At 33.4% G+C, this 3606-nt stretch carries 4 protein-coding genes; 2 read left to right on the plus strand and 2 right to left on the minus strand.

Translation table 11 applies throughout. The annotated features are described in order from the left end of the window. Positions 1–1294: Rne/Rng family ribonuclease (locus ACIQ2I_RS09325; RefSeq protein ID WP_396182111.1), on the plus strand; the 1294-nt coding region annotated here is incomplete at its 5' end. 62 nt (positions 1295–1356) lie between these two features. Here ACIQ2I_RS09325 and ACIQ2I_RS09330 read toward each other — a convergent pair. Further along, entirely contained in the window at positions 1357–2124 is a 768-nt protein-coding gene (locus tag ACIQ2I_RS09330; RefSeq protein ID WP_396182112.1) for an SIMPL domain-containing protein, read from the minus strand. Positions 2125–2190: 66 nt separating this feature from the next. Then, positions 2191–2631, minus strand: a complete 441-nt coding sequence (locus tag ACIQ2I_RS09335; protein WP_396182113.1) for a nucleoside deaminase — start codon at positions 2629–2631, stop codon at positions 2191–2193. Between the two features lie 59 nt (positions 2632–2690). Here ACIQ2I_RS09335 and ACIQ2I_RS09340 point away from each other — a divergent pair. Then, positions 2691–3606: 1-deoxy-D-xylulose-5-phosphate synthase N-terminal domain-containing protein (locus tag ACIQ2I_RS09340; protein ID WP_396182114.1), on the plus strand; the 916-nt coding region annotated here is incomplete at its 3' end.

A 3606-nucleotide genomic window follows, 5' to 3' on the forward strand; every position in this document is an offset into this window, starting at 1 on the left:
ATTTATGAAACTTGTAAGCGCAGGTAAAATAAAAGATTATTCACTCAAAAATTTCCCTTTTGAACCAGAAATCAGCAAAGATGGCACCATAATGGACACATTAAGCGCCAATCAGTCGATTTTAGTTCAAGTAGTTAAAGAACCTATCTCAACAAAAGGACCAAGAATTAGTTCTGAGATTTCTTTAGCCGGAAGATATGTAGTTTTAGTACCTTTTTCAGACCGTGTATCCATTTCACAAAAAATTGGAGACAGAGCAGAAAAAGACCGTCTAAAAAAATTACTACAATCTATAAAACCAAAGGGATTTGGTGTTATTGTGAGAACAGTAGCCGAAGGCAGAAAAACAACTGAGATTGAAAAAGATGTAGAAACACTGTTAGACCGTTGGACTACCATGTGTAAAAAACTACAAACCGCACATCATCCCTCAAAAGTATTAGGAGAATTAACAAAATCTTCTTCTATGCTTAGAGATATTTTTAACGATACTTTTACGAGTATTCAAGTAGATGATGAAGATTTGTATTTAAAAACGAAGGAATATTTGCAAGAAATAGCTCCGGATAAAGCGTCTATCGTAAAACACTATCAATCGAAAGATTTACCTCTATTTGAGAAGTATAATATAGAAAGACAAATAAAAACCTCTTTTGGAAAATCAGTTTCTATGAGTAAAGGGGCTTATTTAATTATTGAACATACAGAAGCTTTACATGTTATTGATGTAAATTCTGGCAATAGATCAAATAAAGCTACCAACCAAGAAGATACTGCCATGGAAGTAAATATGATTGCTGCAGCTGAAATTGCACGTCAATTACGACTAAGAGATATGGGAGGAATTATTGTAGTCGATTTTATAGATTTACAAAATCCAGAAAATAGAAAAGTATTATTCGATTTCTTAAGAGAAGAAATGAGTGACGATAAGGCGAAGCATAAAATCTTGCCTCCTAGCAAATTTGGATTGGTTCAAATTACTAGACAAAGAGTTAGACCTGAAGTTAATATTGAAACGAATGAAGAAAACCCGAACGAAAACGGACAGGTTGAAGCAGCCATTTTAATTATTGACAAAATAAAAGCTAACCTTGAAAGCATTATTAAAGACCATAAAAAAGTAGTGCTTAATGTACACCCGTTTGTGGCCGCATACCTTACAAAAGGATTTCCATCCTTACGTTCAAAATGGTATTTTGAACATAAGAAGTGGGTGAAAATTATACCTCGTGACGCTTACACGTACTTAGAATATCATTTCTTTGATAACCAAGGAAAAGAAATTTTATAAAAAACTAAAACCGCTACTCGAAAGAATAGCGGTTTTTTTGTATACATAATTTACACATCGAATTACTCCAACTCATATTCTAACCTAACCGTAATTCTTGCGGTTTTGTTTTTGCTAAATGTATCGTTATTTCCACCATAACTATCTTCTTCAGTAGAACCTTGTCCTGTAATTTGGAAAACACCCATGCTTGCCGTTTTTAGTTTTCCCAAGCCGCCTTCAGCTGTTTTTACAATTTTTTCAGCACGTTCGTAGGCATCTTTTGTTGCGTTTTCTATTAAACTTTGCTTTAAACTTGACAAATCAGAATACGTATATTGAATAGAATTGGATGATAATTCTATACCCGAATTAATTAGTTCAGAAGTTTTCCCAGAAACCGCTTCAATTCGTTTCATTAAATCAGGATTTTTCTTCGCAGAAAAAGTAATGGTCTGCGAGGCTTCATATCCATCAAAAACTTGTTCATATTTAGTATTATATTGATTATCGCCTTCTTCAATTCTGACTTCTCTAAATTTTTTATTGAATTGAACGGCGCCAAAAGTAAATTCGTTTGCTTTAAAACCTTTCCCTAAAAAGAAATTAGACACAATTTTCTGGTCTGCAATCATTTTATTGTACGCTTCTTTAATATCATAGCTTCTTGTAGTAAAACTTCCGCTCCACAAAATTTCATCAGACACAAAATCTTTTGTGCCTAAACCAATAACGGATATAGAATCTAAATTCTCATTTCGTTTTTTAAATGCTGTACCCAACACAAATGCTGTAGCAACAATAGCAATTCCAATAATTGCCGAAGATTTCATTTTGTCTGTAATTTTCATACTAATTTATTTAAGGTTGATTTGGTTATTTTATTTTAAAACATATATCAAACTACATGCCAAGTTTTATCTCTTTTTCTGAAAAAAACTAGTCATTAATTCAGCACATTCCTTTTCTAAAATTCCAGAAACTACTTCTGTTTTTGGGTGAATTTGAGTTCCCATAGTCACATAACCGCGTTTTTCATCCGTCGCACCAAATACAATTTTAGAAATCTGACTCCAATATAAAGCGCCTGCACACATCTGGCAAGGTTCTAAAGTAACATAAAGCGTACAACCTTTTAAATATTTTCCGCCTAAAAAATTGGCCGCACTCGTAATGGCTTGCATTTCGGCATGAGCCGTTACATCGTGCAAAAGCTCGGTTAAATTATGAGTTCTGGCAATTATTGTATTGTTAATTACAATAACAGCGCCCACAGGAATTTCGTCTTTCTCAAAAGCAATTTCAGCTTCCTGAAGTGCTTTTTTCATAAAATATTCGTCGGTAAAAATAGTTTCCAAATTTCTTACAATTATATATTAATCAAATTTACAAACATTATTGTATTTTTGCAGTACAAATGGAAAATTTACTTTCACATATTACTACACCAACTGATTTGCGACGACTTTCTGAAAGTCAGTTACCGCAAGTAGCCAATGAACTTAGAGAATTTATCATCGATATAGTTTCTCAAAAAGAAGGGCATTTGGGTGCCAGTTTAGGTGTGATTGAATTAACCGTTGCCTTACATTATGTTTTTGATACGCCAAACGATTTATTAGTTTGGGATGTAGGACATCAAGCGTACGGTCATAAAATTTTAACCGAAAGACGAGAAATTTTTCATAAATATAGAGAAATTGATGGTATCTCTGGTTTTCCAAAACGAAGCGAAAGTATTTATGATGCGTTTGGAGTTGGACATTCTTCTACGTCTATATCAGCAGCATTAGGGATGGCAATTGCTTCTAAAATTAATGGCGATATAGAAAAACAACATATTGCGGTGATTGGCGATGCTTCTATTGCTAGCGGAATGGCATTTGAAGGGTTAAATCATGCTGGAGTTACCGATGCGAATTTATTAGTGATATTAAACGACAATGCCATGGGAATTGATCCAAGTGTTGGTGCATTAAAAGACTACTTAACCGCTGTAAAAGAGGGCAAAAATCCAAAAGATAACAATATTATAAAATCGTTAAATTTTGATTATTCAGGTCCGATTGACGGGCATGATTTACCAAAATTACTGTCAGAATTAAAACGATTACAAAAAGTTAAAGGGCCAAAATTTTTACATATTATTACCACTAAAGGCAAAGGATTGTCCTATGCTGAAGAAAATCAATTGCAGTTCCACGCGCCTGGGAAATTTGATAAACTTACTGGTAAAATTCTAAAACCAGAAAATGAAAATTTAGCTCCAAAATTTCAGGACGTTTTTGGACACACTTTAGTGGAATTGGCTACAGAAAATAAAAAAATTGTAG

Origin of the sequence: Flavobacterium sp. (genome assembly GCF_044368995.1) — a bacterium.
Taxonomy (GTDB): Bacteria; Bacteroidota; Bacteroidia; order Flavobacteriales; family Flavobacteriaceae; genus Flavobacterium.